At 68.1% G+C, this 16,759-nt stretch carries 15 protein-coding genes; 13 read left to right on the top strand and 2 right to left on the bottom strand.

Annotated elements, in window-relative coordinates; genetic code table 11:
• The first annotated feature begins 8 nt into the window (after nt 1–8).
• The 10 genes from F0415_RS05815 to F0415_RS05770 all read left to right on the top strand — a co-directional run bounded on the left by F0415_RS05815 (nt 9) and on the right by F0415_RS05770 (nt 10,807).
• Nucleotides 9–755 carry a phage tail tube protein gene (locus F0415_RS05815; protein WP_149860254.1) on the top strand — a complete coding sequence of 249 codons (747 nt, stop codon included), beginning with the start codon at nt 9–11 and terminating at the stop codon, nt 753–755.
• Nucleotides 756–761: 6 nt separating this feature from the next.
• A complete protein-coding gene (locus tag F0415_RS05810; RefSeq protein ID WP_149860253.1) occupies nt 762–1,184 on the top strand; it encodes a hypothetical protein in 423 nt (140 codons plus the stop codon).
• Nucleotides 1,185–1,367: 183 nt separating this feature from the next.
• On the top strand, nt 1,368–4,250 hold the full coding sequence (locus tag F0415_RS05805; RefSeq protein WP_149860252.1) for a tape measure protein: 2,883 nt from the start codon (nt 1,368–1,370) through the stop codon (nt 4,248–4,250).
• A complete protein-coding gene (locus F0415_RS05800) occupies nt 4,250–5,440 on the top strand; it encodes a hypothetical protein (RefSeq protein WP_149860251.1) in 1,191 nt (396 codons plus the stop codon). The genes F0415_RS05805 and F0415_RS05800 overlap by 1 nt, the downstream gene beginning before the upstream one ends.
• A complete protein-coding gene (locus F0415_RS05795; protein ID WP_149860250.1) occupies nt 5,430–6,239 on the top strand; it encodes a phage BR0599 family protein in 810 nt (269 codons plus the stop codon). The genes F0415_RS05800 and F0415_RS05795 overlap by 11 nt, the downstream gene beginning before the upstream one ends.
• Complete coding sequence (locus tag F0415_RS12855) at nt 6,239–6,598, top strand: hypothetical protein (protein ID WP_246149893.1); 360 nt, start codon at nt 6,239–6,241, stop codon at nt 6,596–6,598. The genes F0415_RS05795 and F0415_RS12855 overlap by 1 nt, the downstream gene beginning before the upstream one ends.
• A gap of 14 nt (nt 6,599–6,612) precedes the next feature.
• On the top strand, nt 6,613–6,804 hold the full coding sequence (locus tag F0415_RS05785) for a hypothetical protein (protein WP_425457826.1): 192 nt from the start codon (nt 6,613–6,615) through the stop codon (nt 6,802–6,804).
• Nucleotides 6,797–9,649 carry a phage tail protein gene (locus tag F0415_RS05780; protein ID WP_149860249.1) on the top strand — a complete coding sequence of 951 codons (2,853 nt, stop codon included), beginning with the start codon at nt 6,797–6,799 and terminating at the stop codon, nt 9,647–9,649. The genes F0415_RS05785 and F0415_RS05780 overlap by 8 nt, the downstream gene beginning before the upstream one ends.
• Nucleotide 9,650: 1 nt before the next feature.
• A complete protein-coding gene (locus tag F0415_RS05775) occupies nt 9,651–10,109 on the top strand; it encodes a hypothetical protein (protein ID WP_149860248.1) in 459 nt (152 codons plus the stop codon).
• A gap of 5 nt (nt 10,110–10,114) precedes the next feature.
• On the top strand, nt 10,115–10,807 hold the full coding sequence (locus F0415_RS05770) for a LamG domain-containing protein (protein WP_246149898.1): 693 nt from the start codon (nt 10,115–10,117) through the stop codon (nt 10,805–10,807).
• A 24-nt stretch (nt 10,808–10,831) separates the two neighbouring features.
• Here the strand turns inward: F0415_RS05770 and F0415_RS05765 are convergent, their stop codons facing one another.
• Together F0415_RS05765 and F0415_RS05760 are read right to left on the bottom strand one after the other, a co-directional pair.
• On the bottom strand, nt 10,832–12,703 hold the full coding sequence (locus F0415_RS05765; RefSeq protein ID WP_149860246.1) for an acyltransferase family protein: 1,872 nt from the start codon (nt 12,701–12,703) through the stop codon (nt 10,832–10,834).
• A 271-nt stretch (nt 12,704–12,974) separates the two neighbouring features.
• Complete coding sequence (locus F0415_RS05760; protein ID WP_149860245.1) at nt 12,975–14,042, bottom strand: site-specific integrase; 1,068 nt, start codon at nt 14,040–14,042, stop codon at nt 12,975–12,977.
• A 104-nt stretch (nt 14,043–14,146) separates the two neighbouring features.
• Here F0415_RS05760 and dusA point away from each other — a divergent pair, with 104 nt between their 5' ends.
• The 3 genes from dusA to F0415_RS05745 all read left to right on the top strand — a co-directional run bounded on the left by dusA (nt 14,147) and on the right by F0415_RS05745 (nt 16,740).
• Nucleotides 14,147–15,169, top strand: a complete 1,023-nt coding sequence (gene dusA / locus F0415_RS05755; RefSeq protein WP_149860244.1) for a tRNA dihydrouridine(20/20a) synthase DusA — start codon at nt 14,147–14,149, stop codon at nt 15,167–15,169.
• On the top strand, nt 15,166–16,074 hold the full coding sequence (locus F0415_RS05750; protein ID WP_149860243.1) for an arginine deiminase-related protein: 909 nt from the start codon (nt 15,166–15,168) through the stop codon (nt 16,072–16,074). Before dusA ends, F0415_RS05750 begins: the two co-directional genes overlap by 4 nt.
• Before the next feature lie 195 nt (nt 16,075–16,269).
• Entirely contained in the window at nt 16,270–16,740 is a 471-nt protein-coding gene (locus F0415_RS05745; RefSeq protein WP_149860242.1) for a hypothetical protein, read from the top strand.
• The last annotated feature ends 19 nt before the right edge of the window (nt 16,741–16,759 follow it).

Here is a 16,759-nt window from a genome sequence, read left to right as displayed (position 1 = left end):
ACACCACCATGGAAGACAAAAGCTACATCGGCTCCGGCAACATCCTGATCCGCGAAAAGGGCGCCGCCGCGCCGTTCGTGGAGGTGGGCAACTGCTCGGCCCTCACCCTTTCGCCGCAGGAGAACGTGCTGCAGCAGCAGGACTTCACCAAGCCCGGCGGCGGCCTGCGCAACCAGGTGCGCCGTGTCACCGGCGTGGACATCGCCTACACCTTCCACGACTTCGCCGCCGAGAACTTCGCCCGCGCCTTGCGTGCCGCCATCGAGACGATCACTGCCGGCAGTGCGACCGCCGAGGCAGTGGTGGCCTACAAGGGCGGCTACGCGCCCCTGGCGAGGATCGCCACGGCCATCTCCTCGGTGGAGCCGGTCGGTGGCGGCACGCCCTACACCGTCGGTGACGACTACGAGCTGCGCGATGGCCAGCTGTACATCCCGAGCGGCAGCGCCATCACCGACCCGGTCGCCGGCGCTGCCAACATCGCGGTGGATTACACCTACGCGGCACAGAAGAGGGTGCAGGCGCTGGTCAACCCGAACAAGCAGTACGAGATCGTGTTCATGGGCCTGAACGAAGCCCAGTCGGGCAAGCGCACCCGCATCACCTGCCACAAGGTCTCGGGCGGCGTGCTGCAGGCCTTCGCGGCCCTCGGCGAGGACTACGGCGCCGGCGAGGTCAACGGCGCGCTCCTGGCCGACACGGCGAAGACGGGCGTGGGCATCAGCCAGTACGCCACGATCGAGATGGAGGACTGATCGACCATGTCCGATGAACTCGAAGTGCTGGAGCCCGCAGGCTCCAGCATCCCGTACCTGGGCGAAGCAATCGAGGTGCGGCCCTTGGAGATCGGTCAGGTGCCACAGCTGGTGCGCAAGTGCCGGGGGGCTGTGAACGTTGTGCTGGCGATGGACTCCCTGCCGGACACCAACGAGCTGGGCTTCCTCGACCTGCTGATGGACCTGATCGGCTCGCATGGCGAAGAGCTGTACGAGGGTGTGGCCATCTGTGTGGGCAGGGAGCCCGCGTGGATCGCCAAGGGCAAGCTCGACGAGTTCGTGGTGCTGGCGACGGCCGTGTTCGAGGTCAATCGGGATTTTTTCGTCCAGAGGCTCGCGCCGCTCCTGGGCGCGGGCCGAAAGAGCCCGCCGGCCAGTGGGGGTGGGCCGACGCCATCCAGCTCCTGATCAGCCGCGGACATCGCCTCGAGGATATCCGCCGCTACACCCTTCGGCAGCTTCGGCTCTTCACCGAAGCTGCGGTGAGGGCCCGGAACCGGGATCGAGCCGAGGCGCTGATCGATGTACGCGTGGCAAGCAAGTACGAGAAGAACCATTTCGAGTCCTACCTACGAGCCCTGAGACGCTGACATGGCCACCCCGCAAACCAACCTCCGCGTCCGCATCAGCGCCGACCTGGCCGACATCAAGAACGGCCTGCTTGCCCTGCGCAAGGATCTGGAGGGTGTCAAGCGCGGCGCCCGCGAGGCGCTGAGCGCGGACAACAACCGCTTCGTCGCCGGGCTCAAGGCGGTGCGTGCTCAGGTGGTGGGGATTGTGGCGAGCTACGCCTCGCTGCAGGGCGTGCAGACCTTCGCTCGGCTCGCCGACGAGGCGAACCTCCTGCGTGGCCGGTTGAAGCTGGCCACCAAGGACCAGCAGGGCTTCAACAAAGCCCAGCGCGACACCTTCGCGATCGCACAGCGGAACCAGGTGTCGCTGGCCACCACGGTGGACCTTTACGCGCGCCTGAGCCGGTCGACGCAGCGCCTGGGCCTCGGGGGGCAGCAGCAGTCCGACCTGACGGAGGCCATCCTGCAGGCCGGCCGCCTCTCGTTTGCCTCGGAGGAGGGGCTGAACGCGGCCATCGTGCAGCTTGGTCAGGGCCTGGCGTCGGGTCAGCTGCGCGGTGAAGAGCTGAACTCGGTGCTCGAGCAGACGCCGCGGCTGGCCCAGGCCATCCAGGACGGTCTGCGGGAGTTGGGGATCAAGGGGGCGGAGGACCTGCGGAAGCTGGCCAAGGAGGGCCAGCTGACGCCGGAGCTGCTGGTGAACGCGATCCTGACGCAGCAGGATCGGCTCGCGGAGGAGGCGAAGAACATCCCGCAGACCATCGCCGGCGCTTTCTCTCAACTTTCAAACGCGGTGCTGCGCTTCATCCAGGACTCGAACGAGGCCAACACCGCTGCACAAGGAATCATCAGCTTCCTGCGTGCGATCGCGGAGAACCTGCCGCTGATCGTCAGTACGATGATCACGGCCACGAAGGTTGCTGTCGCATACTTTCTGGTGTTCAAGGCTGCGCCCGCGACCATCGCGGCAGCGACCGCCGCTCTGGCCCTGTACAAACAGCAGGTCATCGCCACGAGTCTCGCCCAGACCCTTGGGATCAAAACGGCAGTGACGTGGGCCTCGAGGCTGAAGGCCGCGGCTGGAACGGTGTTTGCCGCCTTCGTGGGATGGGAGATCGGTACTTACCTGAAGAACGAATTTCTTGAGGTGGAGCTGGCAGGTATCGCTTTTGTAAATAACCTCCTGATTGGATTCGAACGAACCAAGCTCGCAGCCATGGTTGCCGCCGAGGGAATCAAGGCGGCGTTCAAGGGGGCGTTCAATCTGCTGCGTGACAACTTGGCGGCGGGCTTGTCGAACTACGCAGCCGCGATGGAGGCTACCGACGCGTTCGGGCTCAATGCTGCTGCGGCCAAGAAGCTCCGGGAGTACGCCAACACGGTGCGCTCGAGCGGATCTGCGTGGGACGAATTCAAAGACAAGGTAACGACCGCAGCACTTGAGACTGAGGATCGTGTTGAGGCGATTCGCGCCGACTTTGATGCGCTGGCGGCTGCGGCAATCGACCGCAAGTTCTCTATCGAGGAACCTGGTAGCGCCAGTACGCCCGGTTCGGCCGGACTGCAAGGGGACGGTGGATCAGCTGCTCGCGCTGCCGCCGACAGTCTGGAACTGCTCCAGGATGCCACCCAGCGCGCCATGCGGGCCCTGGAACAGGCGTACGAAGACGGCGAGATCAGCATGCGGGACTTCTTCACGAAGAAGGCCGAGCTGGAGCGCCAGTCCATCGATCTGGCCCTCCAGGCGGCCCACGCCGACCTGCAGGCCGCAACCTCGGTCGAGGCCCAGGGCAAGGCCCTGACCACCATCATCAAGCTCCAGCGCGATCGCGCCGAGATCGGCCCGCGCATTGCCCGGGAGCAGGCCTCGGCCGAGCGCGAGCTCGCCAACGAGCTCCAGAACCTCGGCATCCGGATGCTCGAGCTCGAGGGCAACGTCGAAGCCGCGGCTGCCGTCCGGCTGGGTCAGGAATTCTCGGCCCTGCGCGAGAAGCTCCTGCGCGAGGGGAATTCCCTCGGTGTGGAGCTGGTCGACCGGGTATTCAACGCCGAGTTGGCGAAGCAGCGCCTCGACTCGATCAGCAGCAGGACGTCGGCCGCGCTTGCGTCGCTGCGGTCGGAGACGGACTACCTGAATAGCCAGGTGGAACTCGGCGGAACGTCGCCCGTTGATGCCGAGCGCGCCCTGCAGCGCGTGCGCGAGGAAACGCTGGTCCAGCTTCGCAAGCTGCGGGCCGAGGCTGCGGCGGCTTACAACCAGGCGCCAACGCCTGAGACCCTGGCGGTGCTTCGCGAGCTGGACACGGAGATACTGCAGATCACCGAGAGCCAGAAGCGGTTCAAGAACGAGGCCAAACAGGGCGCTGTCGATGCCCTCACCGGGTTCTTCACTGACCTGGCGACCGGGGCTAAGTCGTTCAAGGACGCCTTCAAGGACATGGTGGTCAATTTCATCCAGGGACTCGCACGCATGGCGGCGCAGGCCTTGGCACAGCGCATCATCCTGTCCATGTTCAGCGCTTTCGGTGGCGGCGGTGGCGCGTCGCCGGTTCCGGTGGGCGTGAACCACGGTGGCGGCATGGCGGGGCAGGGCACGACGCGCATGATTCCGCGCAGTACGTTCGCCGCCTACTGGGGTCAGGCGCCGCGCTTCCACGAAGGCGTAAACCTGCGCGCCGGGGAGATCCCCGCGATCCTACAGGAAGGTGAGCGGGTGCTGAGCCGGGCCGAGAACGCGCGGTACAGCGAGGGCGGTCGCCCGGCGCCTGGCTACCGCATCCTGAACATCTTCGACCCGAGCTTCGTTCCGGACTCCATGGGTGGGCCGGACGGCGAGAAGGTCGTGATGAATCACATCGGTCGGAACCCAGGCCGCGTGCGCCAGCTGCTGGGGATGGCCTGATGAGCCTGGAAGGCATCATCCCCTGGGGCTGGGCGCCAGATTGGGGCTCTGGCATCCGCGAGTGGCTGGAGTGGCTCACCGACACGCTGCCGGCCCACGGCGGCGAAGAGCAGCGCCGAAGCCTGCGCCTCGGGCCGCGCCAGCAGTTTGAGTTCCGGGTCCTGGCGCAGGGTTCCGACCGGGCCTGGCTGGAGTCGGTGCTGTGGCGACATGGCAATGGTCGTTTCGCCGTGCCGCTGTGGCCGGACGCGCTGACGCTCGAGGCGGCCCTGCCGAGCGGCTCCACGGTCGTTCCCGTGGACCCGCAGGGGCGCCAGTTCGCTGCCGGTGAGCCAGTTGCACTGCTCGGCGATTCTCCCCGCCAGATCGAGCTAGCGGAGGTGGCATCCGTGGCCGGCGGGGTGGTGACCCTTGCGGGCGCGACCGCACAGGCTTGGCCGGCCGGCACGCAGGTGATCCCGGCCCCTGTGGCTCGCCTGGATGTGCCTGCGGCCCTGCCGCGGTTCACCGGCCAGGTGGCCTCGGTTCGCCTTCGCTTCGAGATGGACCGTCCTGCGGCTTGGCCTGAGGAAATCGGGGCGGCTGCCTACCGCGGCTACCCGGTGCTCGAGGAGGCCATCGACTGGGCCGAGGATCCCCTGGTCCAGCTTGATCGCCGCAGCACGACCATCGATGCCGGCACTGGCCCCGTGCTGGTCGATGACCCCGTGGGCGCGCCGCTGCCGCTGTTCAGGGCGCGGCGTACCTTGCTGAGCCGATCGGAGATCGCCGCTTGGCGATCGCAGTTGTTCGCCCTCGACGGGCGGCGTGGCGCGATCTGGGTGCCCAGCTGGTCCGAGGATCTTCTGCCCGCGGCCACCATCGCGGCCGGATCGACGACGCTGGACGTGCACTGGTGCGGGGTGGCGGCCAATCTGGCCGGCGATCCGATGCGTCGAGACCTGCGGATCGAGCTGATCGACGGGACGGTGCTCTACCGCCGGGTCACGGCCGTTTCCGAGCTTAGTGCGAGCGTGGAGCGGCTGACGCTCGACAGCGCGCTCGGCGTCGAGGTGGCGCCAGAGGGGTTCGCGCTCGTCTCGTGGCTGAGCCTGACGCGCCAGGAGAGTGACGTGGCGGAGTTTGCCTGGTGGTCGGGCGACGTAGCCCAAACGACCTGCAGCTTCCGGGGCTTCCGACATGACGTATGACGCTACCGAGCGCAGCGCCGACCAGGGCCGCCCGGTCGAGCTCTATACCTTCCACCGGGACGCGAAGGTGTATCGCTTCACGTCGGCCGACCGCGCCGTTGCGGTGGGCGGGAACACCTTCCTGCCGCGGGTGATTCGGCGAGGTTCGATCGAGCAGGGCGCGGAGCTCAACCGGTCCGGCCTGAAGCTCTCCGTTCCCCGGGACTTCGAGATCGCCGCGCTCTACCAGGCTGGCGCGCCTTCGAGTCGCCTGGCGCTCACGCTGCAGCAGTACCACGCCGGCGACGGCGAGCTCGCCGTGCTATGGAGCGGCGCCGTGCTGTCCTGCAGCTTTGGCGTGGGGTCCCAAGCCGAAATCAGCCTCGAGCCGTCTTCGGTCAGCATGCGCCGCCCTGGGCTGCGCCGGACGTACCAGCGCCAGTGTCCACATGTGCTCTACCGATGTGGCGTCAACGCGGATGACCACAAGGTGGTGGCGACCGTCACGGCTGTCGCGGGCCTGCAGGTGAGCGCGGCGGAATTCGCCGGGCAGCCGGACGGCTACTGGGAAGGCGGCTACCTGGAGTACGAGATCGAAACAGGCGTGTGGGAGCGGCGCTTCATCCTCGGTCACACCGGGACTGCAGTGGGCGTCGATCTTTCGCCGATCGGCCTGTCGCCGTCGATGACGATGAACTTCTATCCGGGCTGTGACCACAGCCTGGCCACCTGCGACAGCAAGTTCAACAACGCGCCTGGCTACGGCGGCATGCCCTACATCCCCACTAAGAATCCTTACGGCTCCGACCCGGTGTACTGATGAATCGGAAGAACTGCGACATCATCCTCCATCCGATCTGGCTCGCAGCCCTGGTGGCGGTGGCGTGGCTGCTCGAGCAACTGGTGCCGGCGCGCACCGGTCCAGACGTGGTGATGGCGGTGTTCAACTTCTGGGTGCAGCTGGCCGTGATGATTGTCTCGGCGATCATCAGCTACGCGTTAGCGCCGAAGCCTCCCTCGCCGAAGCCGGCCGCCCTGGCCGACTTCGACGCCCCGACTGCCGAGGAGGGACGGCCGATCCCGGTGGTATTCGGGACAGTCTGGATCAAGGGGCCGAACGTGCTTTGGTACGGCGACCTGCGCAGCGTGCCGATCAAGAAGAAGGGCGGAAAGAAGTGACGGATGAACCGCGCGTGACTATGGTCCACATCCGTCAGGCCAGGCTCTGCGCCCGCGGCGCCAGGGCATTCTTCTTGCGCTATGGCCTGGACTGGACGGGCTTTCTTCGGGACGGCATCCCGGCCGACGAGCTCGAGGCCACGGGGGACGCATTGACCGCGCGTGTGTGCGCGCTGGCTCGCGAGGAGGCGGCCGCCCGTGGGTAGCTCGAAGAAGCAGACCGTCGGGTACTGGTACGAGATGGGCCTGCATCTCGGGCTGTGCCATGGCCCTGTCGACGAGGTGAGCGAGATCCGGGGCGGCGATCGCACGGCGTGGTCCGGCAGCATCACGGACAACGCCCAGATCAGCATCAACGCCCCGGAGCTGTTTGGTGGCGAAGAGCGCGAGGGCGGTATCCAAGGCACGGCCGACGTCATGATGGGTGGACCCAGCCAGGCAGCCAATGACTACCTGGCGGCGCAGCAGGGCACGCCCCAGCCGGCCTATCGAGGGATCCTCGGGCTGGTATTCCGCCGCGGCCGAATCGCCGCAAACAACCCGTACATCAAGCCGTGGGCGGTCCGGGTGCGACGGATTCTGGCCGGCTGGGAGGGTGGGAGCGCCTGGTATCCCGAGAAGGCGGTCGTCGGCCTGTTCGACCCGCTTTCGAGCGGGCAGGTCTTCACGGAAAACTTCGCTTCCGGCGTCTCCGGCTACGACATCTACAGCGGCTCGGCTGCCTCGTTCACTGCCGGATTCGACGGCGGCTCGTGCCTGGTTTTCGAGGGCACCACTGCTGGCGTGGTCACCAAGCCGATCGGCCCGGGGCTGCTCAAGTCCGTGCGGCTGCGCTTCAAGGTCGAGGCCTACGGCACCGACGACATTGCGACTTTCGACCTGTGGGACCAGCCGACCACCAGCTACGTGCTGACGTTCATTCCCTCCCGCGACTATACGATCGACGCGCTGCAGCGCCCGTCCTTCTCGATCCGCAGCACCGGCGTGGAGATCAGCCCGGACGTCTACCTGGGCGAGGACAAGGTGCCGCTGGGGGAGTGGTTCGTCTTCACCGCCGAGTACAACGGCACCACCGGCTTCAACGTCTCGATCGTCAACGAGGCGACCCAGGAGGTCTTTGGCTCGGAGTTCGTCACGCTGGGCTCGCCTCCGAACATCGTCACGCAGGTCTTCCGCAAGGAGGTGAGCGTTGGCTCGGATGGCCGCGTCAAGATGGCCAACGTGGAGGTGACCCTCGCGGTGATCGACCCCGAGAGCCAGGCCATGAACCCCGCCCACATCGTCTACGAGTGCCTGACCAACACCCAGTGGGGCCTCGGCTACCCGCCGACGAAGATCGACGAGGCGAGCTTCACGGCGGCAGCGGACACCTTCCATGCGGAAGGGCTCGGCTTGTGCATGCAATGGACGCAGCAGGACGCGATCCAGTCCTTCATTCAGACGGTCATGGACCATGCCGGCGCTGCTTGCGGCGAGGACCCTCGGACCGGGCTGTTCCGCCTCAAGCCGATTCGCGCGGACTACGACATCGACGAGCTTCCCGTGTTCGGCTCTTCCGTGGGCAACACGATCGAGCTCGAGGGGTTCGAGCGTGCGAGCCTTACCGAGACAATCAACGAGCTCACCGTGGCCTACACGGACGTGAGCACCGGCAAGACCGGTTCGGTTACGGTCCAGCAGCTGGCGAACATCCAAGCCCAGGGGGCTGTGGTCCCGCAGTCTCGATCGTATCCGGGCCTGCCAACGATCGATCTGGCAGTGCGCACCGCATTGCGCGATCTCCGTGCGTCGGCCTCGGCGCTCGCGCGGGTGCGCCTGTCGGTTAACCGGGAGGGCTACGGCCTCCAGCCAGGCGACGTCATCAAGTTCGTCTGGCCTGAGCTCGGCGTCGCGCAGATGGCTCTGCGGATCGGCAAGGTCGACTATGGCTCGCTCACCAGCGGGCGGATCCGTATCGAGGCCGTGGAGGACGTATTCGGCCTGCCCGCCACGGGCTACATCAGCGCGCAGCCGATCGGTTGGACCGAGCCTGATCTAACCCCTCAGGCAAGTCAGGCGGTGGTCGCGTTCGAGGTGCCGTATCGGGAGCTGCTTGGGAACCTCGGCACGGCCGAGACTGCGGCGCTGGCCGCGGACGCAGGCTTCGTCGCTGTCGTCGCCGCGCGGCCGCCGGGTGCGAGCCTCAATTACGAGATGAGGACCCGCGTCTCGCCGTCGAGCTACGCGCAGGCTGGCAACGGAGACTGGTGTCCCAGCGCGAAGCTGGCCACTGATGTGGGGCCGATGGATTTGGTGATCGATGTCGTGGACATCGTGGATGCCGACCGATTCGAAGTCGGCAGCGCGGTTCTCCTTGGCAGCGAGGTTTGCCGCATCGATGCGATCGATGAGGTCGCCGGCACGATAACGCTGGGGCGAGGCTGCGCAGATACACCGCCCAGGGCCTGGCCTGCAGGGACCCGGGTCTGGGCATTCGATCTGTGGGCGTCGGCCGACCCCACCGAGTACAGCGAGGGTGAGGTCGTGGACGTGAAGGTCCTGACCCGCACTTCAGCCGGACTGCTGGAGGAAGATGCCTCGCCCGCTGAGAGCGTCCCGCTGGCCGGCCGAGCTGCTCGCCCCTATGCGCCGGGCCGCCTTCGGATCTCCGACGAACTGGCGACGGACATGGCCTATCCGGCCTCGGCCGTGGGTGCGCTCACGGTGACCTGGGCGCACCGAGATCGCCTGCTCCAGCAGGACGTGTTGGCGGATGAGGCGGAGGCCAGTATTGGCCCGGAACTGGGTACCAGCTACACGGTGCGGATCTACCTGAACGGCGTCCTCGACCACACCGAGAGCGGGATCAGCGGCACCAGCTCCACGCCCTACACCCTCACCGGAAACGGCACGGCCCGTGTGGAAGTGGAGGCCCAGCGCGATGGCCTGGTCAGCTGGCAAGCCGCCGTTGCCGAGTTTGCGTACCTCACCTCCCCATCGAGCGCGCGCACAACCGACGCCGGTGACACCCGGATTACTGACGGCGGCGAACGCCGCGTGAAGGAGCAGTAACATGCCTAACGTTAAGATTTCGGACCTCGACGATGCCGCACCGTTGGCCGACGCCGACCTGGCCGAGCTCGAGCAGCCGGGGGAGGCCGCAGGCACGCGCAGCCGCAAGGTGGCGCTGGCAATTCTGCGTGCCTACGCACTCACCAGCCCCGTGAACGCGCAGTCGGGCACCAGCTACACCTTGGCGCTGTCCGATGCCTTCAGGCTGGTGACGATGGACAACGCTGCCGCCAATACGCTGATCGTGCCGAAAAACAGCGTGGTGGCTTTCCCAGTCGGCACGCGGATTGACCTTGGCCAAGACGGATCCGGCCAGACCACAATTGCGCCGGTCGACGGTGACGTCACCATCCGCACACCCGAGACCTTGAAGCTGCGTAAGCGGTGGGCAAAGGCGACGCTGATCAAGCGAGCCGTTGACACTTGGGACCTCGAGGGCAACCTGGAGGCGGCGCCGTGATCCCGATGGGTCTGCTCGGGGCGGCAACCCCGCGGGCGGGCGGCGGCGCCGTCGACCCCGACTGGGCCTCGCGCGTCGCGTTGCTTCACTTCGACGGCGCCAACGGCTCCACCAGCTTCGCCGACGAGAAACTGGGTGGCAACTGGTCTGGCAGTGGGAATGCCCAGATCAGCACGGCGCAGAGCCGATACGGTGGGGCGTCGCTACTGCTGGACGGCACCGGTGACTGGGTGGAAACCTCGCACACCGCCGCGTGGGCCTTTGGCTCTGGCGACTTTTTTGTCGAGGCTAGCATTCGCATCCCGAATACCACCGGCGCAAAGACGATCATCAGTCAGTGGGGTACCGCGACCGGTGACAGAGCCTGGACCTTCTATGTCAACGGGTCGACGCTGACGTTGGCGGTTTGGCCTGGCCCAGCGTTCGCGTCGGCCAACGGCGTAACCGCGAACGCGTGGCACGACGTGGCCTGCGGGCGAATCGGCAACACGATCTACGTCTGGCTCAACGGCACTCGCTCCGGCACGACGGGCAGCTACACAGGCACGCTGCCGAATCCGTCGAGCGTGATCCGCATCGGCGCGGACTCGAACGGGAACAACCCATACACCGGTCATATTGACGAGGTGCGCGTGAGCGCACTCAGCGGACCGAACGGTAACTACACCCCGAGCTACCCATTCCTCAACGGGCCATGACCATTGACTCGATGGCTATCCGGATCAGGGCGCTGCAGCGCCCTGCCGAGCCGTCGCATTGAACCAATGCGCGAATCCGCGCGCGGCCGAGGTGCTGACGTGGTCGTCGTCCCAGAACAGGGCGTCCAGGCCCTTGCGGACAGGGCACTCGCCGGTGCCGCAGAAATAGGGCAGGGGGTCGACCAGGCGCACGTTCGGGTGCCGCTCAGCGACGGCGCGAAGCCTGGCTACGGTGTCCGCCCGGGCCGCCTCGGCCGCATCCCGGCTCAGGCTGCAGGCGCTCTCCATCTCGGCCAGGATGCACTTCGGTGCCGGCTCCCTGAGCTCGTACGCCGGCAGGATGATCAGGATCTCGGGGACCGAGCCCAGCGCGGCAATCGCGCGATCTAGTTGTTCATCAAATTCCGGCTCGGCCCCCGGCGCCATGTAACTCGCCCAGCGGGCGGCGAGCACGACCGTGTCGAACGCCGGCAGGGCCTCAAGCGCCATATCGTTGAGCCGCCCGCAGTTCGCCTGATGGGTCGGGAAGTCCGCGCGTTCGGTCGCGAACCCGACCACCGGCGGGCATGCGTCCATACTCACCAGCGTGGCCACGGTGCCGCGCCGGTCGGCGATCTCCCATGCGAACGGCGACCAGGCGAGCGCATGCGAGTCACCCCAGACGGCGATGCGCGGATCGCCTGCTGCTGACCGACACCAGATCAGCTGCTCGACGTCTTCATCCAAGGCGAAATGGCACTCATCGTGGTATGGCGGTCGGTCGAGCTTGGCCCGGGCTGCCAGCTCTGCGGCGCCCTCGCGGGGGCGGTGCAGCGCGTGCGCGGTCAGCCCCGCGACCAATACCAGCGAAACGGTCGCAGCGCTTAGCGTCAGGACGTAGCGGCTTGGCCGCCTTCCCAGCCTGGCCAATGCCGGACGCTCGACATACCGATAGGAGATGCCGGCCAGCAGAACTGCCAGCGCACACCAAGCCAGCATGCGCCACGCCGGCGGCTCGCCGATGCTCGTCGCGCGCTCGAGCGCCAGCAGAGGCCAGTGCCAGAGATAGAGCGAATACGAGCACTTCCCGATGGCCACCACCGGCCGCGGCAGCCGGGCCGAAAGGCCGCCGTGCACCGGCACCAGCACCAGCACCGCGCCAAGCACCGGCGGCAGCGCACCGATCCCCGGGAAGCTGCCCGCCGGCGACAGGGCTGCCCAGGCGATCAGCGACAGACCAGCGATCGCCAGCCACGGCGACCTAGTGCGCGGAACCGACAGGGCCACCAGTGCGCCAGCGGCCAGCTCCCAGAACCGGGGCGGCATCTGGAAAAAGGCCGTGTTCGGCGCGCGCCCCATCAGGTGCTCGGCCAGGCCGAACGACGCCAGCGCGAGCAGGCCCAGGCCCCAGGTCGCGCCGCGCCGGCCCAGCCGACCGGCCGCCAGCAGGATCAGCGGGAAGACCAGGTAGAACTGCTCCTCGACGCCCAGCGACCACAGGTGCAGCAGGGGCATTTCGTCGCCGGGGCCGTCGAAGTAGCCGCCGCTGGTGAACTGGAAGTAGACATTGCCCGCGAACAGCAGCGAGGCGCCGGCGGACTCCAGCAGGTCGTGCACGAAGGGGCCGGTCGGCACCAGCACCCAGCCCAGCAGCACTGTGGCCACGACCACCAGCCCCAGCGCAGGGAGCAGGCGCCGCGCCCGCCGGGCATAGAAGCCGGGCAGGTCGATCCGGCCCGTGGCGGCGTGCTCGGCCGCCAGGATCGAGGTGATCAGGTAGCCCGAGATCACGAAAAAGACGTCGACGCCAACGAAGCCGCCCGGCAGCCAGGTCGGCACCGCGTGGTAGAACAGGACGGCGAGGATGGCAACGGCACGCAGGCCGTCGATCTCGGGGCGGTAGGGGATCGGGCTCATCCCTGGGTGAACGCAGAGGGCGGCCGAAGCCGGCCCACGCCGTCGGCCGTCCTTGCGCCGCCCGGTGTTGACCCCGATCCCCTTCCACCGCCGTTCCAGGTGCGGCAGCAGCCGTGCCGGCGCCGCCACGCGCGCCCGCTCGAGCTTGGCCTGCGCCGCGGCAGGCGCAGGCGGCTGCTGCAGGTGCCGCGCTCTAGGAGCCCAAGACGCAGACGGGCATCTAAAATAGAGATGCCTCCACCAGAAGGGACCGCAATTGCGGGCCCTTCTCTTATCGCTCAGGTACGTTCTCTGGCTTGAGGTGCGTGTACCGCTTCAGTGTCGCCCATGACTCGTGAAGCGAGAACTGAGCCACTTCCTGGATCGAATAGCCGCGTTCGAATAGGCGGCTCGTGGCTTCGTGTCGCAGGTCGTGGAAGTGCAGATCGTTGATCCCAAGGAACCGCACGGCTCGCGTGAAAGCCGCACCGATGGACTTCGGGTTGAATGGGAACACCCGCGGATCCTCTGTCCCGTCCTCAAGGGTAATCCGCGGCTGCCGATCGATGATCTCCCAGGCGCCTGCCGGCATCCGGAAGGTGCGGTGGTTACCTATCTTCTGCCGAGGATGCTTCGCATCGCGAAGCAATGCCGTTCCCTTGTCCCGATTGAGATCGGCCCACTGCAGGCGCGTGATCTCTTCCTGACGCCGGGTGGTCAGTAGCGCGAACTGGACGATATCGGTCATCGGGATCTCGCCACGGCGGTCACGTTTGGATAGGTGCTCGAGGATCCGCTTCTCTTCGTCAGCCGTGAGTCGGCGATCGCGGCTGCGGGACTTGGCCACGACCCGGGCCGAGCGAAGATATTCGGCCGCCTCATCGAGCGCTGCCAGCGGAACGGGTACGCCCAGGACGGCGGCTGCGGCCTTGAAGACCGAGCGCAGCCAGATGATGTCGTTGCCGGCCGTGGCCGGGCCGGCGCCGGCGGCGCGGCGGGTCTCGACATAGGCGATAAAGTCCGGACGGGAGAGGTCCTCCACCTTGCGATCTTTCAGGGAACCAGCCTTGAGTCTAGCCAAGTCAGCCCGCTTGGACCTTCCCCAGGGTTGGTCGGCGCGCTCTCGCTGCTCGTACCAGGCCACGAGCTCGCCCAGGGTCACGCGGCGACCGACGGGTTCTCCCCGGGCCCGTTGGCCCTCCAGGGCAGCCTCGCGCCGGCTCAGCCATTCTTTGGCCAAGGCTCGGGAGCTGAAGGTCTCGGCCTCCGAGTGGACGACCTTGCCGTCGCGCTTGAGCCGGATCTGTGCGGTGTATCCTGTCGAGCCGTCGGCCCGCCGTCGCGCGGTGATCGTTCCCATTGGTGCTACAAGCCTTCTTGCGTAGCACCGAATGTAGCACTCGGGATCAGGCAATAGCCAAAAACCCCAGAGAATCCACCGGCAATCCGGAGCCCGCGAGACCCATGGAATCAGGCCAAGAGCCGCGCCAGGCCTACAATCCAGCCGACTTCAGATTGTCGGTCGCCCCGATGATGGACTGGACCGACCGGCACTGCCGCGTCTTCCATCGCCTCCTGGCGCCGCATGCGCGGCTGTACACCGAGATGGTGCATGCACAGGCGGTGATCCACGGCGACCGCGAGCGGCTGCTGGGCTTCGATGCCGTCGAGCATCCGGTGGCGCTGCAACTGGGCGGCAGCGACCCGGCGCACCTGGCCGAGGCCACCCGCATCGGCGCCGACTGGGGTTATGACGAGGTCAACCTCAACGTCGGCTGCCCCAGCGACCGCGTCCAGGCCGGCCGCTTCGGCGCCTGCCTGATGAAGGAACCGGCCCTGGTGGCCGATTGTGTGGCTGCCATGATCGCCGCCGCGCCCGCGCAGGTGCCGGTGACGGTGAAATGCCGGCTGGGCGTGGACGAGCAGGAGGACTACGAGGTCTTCCGCGCCTTCGTGGATACGGTGGCCGCGGCCGGTTGCCGGCTGTTCGTGGTGCACGCGCGCAAGGCCTGGCTGCAGGGCCTGAGCCCGAAGGAGAACCGCGAGATCCCGCCGCTGCGTTATCCCTGGGTGCACAGGCTCAAGCGCGAACGGCCGGACTTGCAGGTGCTGATCAACGGCGGCATCGGCAGCGCGGACGAGGCGCTGGCGCAGCTGTCGCAGGTGGACGGCGTGATGATCGGCCGTGCCGCCTATCACGAGCCCTACCGCCTGCACCTGATGGACCGGGCGATCTTCGAGCCGGAGCGGCCGCCGGCGTCGCGTGAGGAACTGCTGCTGGCCTTGCGGCCCTACCTCGAGGACTGCCTGGCGCGCGGCGTCGCCCTCAAGCACCTCAGCCGGCATGTGCTCGGCCTGTTCCATGGCCAGCCCGGCGGCCGCGCCTTCCGCCAGGTGCTCAGCCAGGAGGCGGTGCGGCCCGGCGCCGGCTGGGACGTGGTCGAACGCGCGCTGGAGCGCACGCGCCTGCGTGGGGAAGCCGCGTGATCACCCGCGACCCCGCCGCCTTCGCCGACGCCTTCCGCCGCGCGCCGGCCGACCTGCCGGCCTGTGCCAAGGCCGCCTTCCTGGTCGCGCCCGAGGGCTTCGCCCTGGCCGAGCAGTCGGCCCGCGACAACGCCTACATGGCCATGAACGCGGCCGTGGATCCGCGGCGCGCCCTGGCCCAGCACCGCGCCCTGCAGGCGGCGCTGTCGGAGGAATTGCCGGTGCCCTGCTTCCCCGGCGATCCGGCCGCGCCGGACGGGCTGTTCCCCAACAACGTCTTCGGCACCGCGCCGGGCCGGCTGGTGATCGGCCACATGCGCCACCCGGTACGCCGGCGCGAGGCCGAGCGCGCCGACATCCGCGCCTTCTTCACCGGCGTGCTGGGCTACGACGTGGTGGACCTGCGCGGGCAGCCCGGCATCTGTGAGCTGACCGGCGCCCTGGTCATCGACCGCGCCCGTGGCCTCGGCTTCTGCGGCCTGAGCGAACGCTGCGACGAGGCCGGCGCCGTCGCCATGCACGCCGCCTTCGGCCTGCGGGCCACCCTGGTTTCCGAGCTGGCGCCGGGCGAGTACCACACCAATGTGGTGATGAGCGTGCTGGCGGGGCAGGCCCTGGTGCTGTGCCCGGCCGGCTTCGCCGACCCGGCGGTGCCGGCCGCCCTGGCCGGGCTCTACGCCCCGGCGGTGATCGAGCTGGACGCCGGCCAGAAGGCCGCCTTCGCCGGCAACTGCATCGCCCTGTCGCCGCGGCGGGCCTGGTTCAGCGCCGCCGGCGCCGCCGCCCTGCGCCCCGATCAGCACGCCATCCTGGCCCGCGCCGGCCTGGCCGTGGCCGAGGTGCCGCTGGACGAGATCGAAAAGGCCGGCGGCTCGCTCCGCTGCTGCGTCGCCGAGATCTTCTGACCCGGCAAGCCGGGGCCGGAGTCGAGAGCCGGAGTCGAGGATCGCCCCGGTGGCTTGCTGAGGGGCGGGTGAACCCGGGAAGCGGCAAGTGATTGATGTGGTTGGAATTCAGACCGGATTCACTGCCCGGGGACCAGACTGCGCCCCGCATGGCCCGGCTAGCCGGCCGCCTTCCCGAAGACTAGTATCCCGCCGATGTCCGCTGCCTTCCGCCCCTTGGTCCTGATTGCTGCGCTGGCCGTGTGCGGCCAGGCCGTGGCCGAGGACGACGCCCGGCGCGCCGCCCTGCGCGAGGACGCCGGCGACAGGGTCCGCCAGGTCGAGCGCGACGGCGGCCGGGTGTTGCAGGCCCAGCCGATGCGTCGCGGCGATCGCGAAACCTACCGCCTCAAGGTGCTGACCCCGGAAGGGCGGGTGCGGGTGATCGACGCACCGCGCGAGCCCGAGCGTGACGGCGGCAGAGCGCGCGCGCAGCCGGGGCTTCCGGACGAATACCCGCGATCCGGCAGTCTGCTGCGGGAGCGCATGCGCGCCCGGGAGGCCATGCAGCGCGAACGGGACCAGGTCCGGGCCCTGCCCCGACACGGTGCGGAGGCCGCGACGACCGGTGACGGCGTGCGGGTGCCGCCGCCTTCCCGCCCGGAGCCCCGCCGCCGCGACGACTGATTCCCGGCCCCGCGCGGGC

This window comes from Arenimonas fontis (assembly GCF_008386465.1).
In the GTDB taxonomy this organism is placed as follows: domain Bacteria; phylum Pseudomonadota; class Gammaproteobacteria; order Xanthomonadales; family Xanthomonadaceae; genus Arenimonas; species Arenimonas fontis.
The sequence above is the reverse complement of the archived record's forward strand: the minus strand, read 5'-3'. Positions and strand labels throughout refer to the sequence as shown.